At 62.7% G+C, this 249-nt stretch carries 1 protein-coding gene; it reads right to left on the bottom strand.

The genetic code is table 11. The features are described from left to right. On the bottom strand, positions 1–211 hold a 211-nt coding region (locus R0J92_RS25305), incomplete at its 3' end, for a UvrD-helicase domain-containing protein (protein ID WP_411053716.1). Between the last annotated feature and the right edge of the window lie 38 nt (positions 212–249).

The raw sequence follows: 249 nt of genomic DNA, 5'->3' as shown, positions 1-249 counted from the left end.
AGAGAATCTTCGAAGGGTCGGTGCCTTCCAGCAGCAGGCGGATAACCCGTTCCGTCAGAACATGCGTCTTGCCGGAACCTGCATTTGCGGACACCCAGACGGAAGCCGCCGGATCGGCGGCCCTGCCCTGCGCAAACAATGTTTCCGGCGGAATATGGAGCTTCTTCTTCACGCCTCGCCCTCCCCGCCAGCATCGCCACCGGCGGACCATTCCAGCACCCGCGCCAGATGATCGTAATCGCCCGTCAG

Origin of the sequence: Tritonibacter sp. SIMBA_163 (assembly GCF_046535935.1) — a bacterium.
GTDB classification, from domain to species: domain Bacteria; phylum Pseudomonadota; class Alphaproteobacteria; order Rhodobacterales; family Rhodobacteraceae; genus Epibacterium; species Epibacterium scottomollicae.
This window is presented reverse-complemented; position numbering and strand designations above follow the sequence as displayed.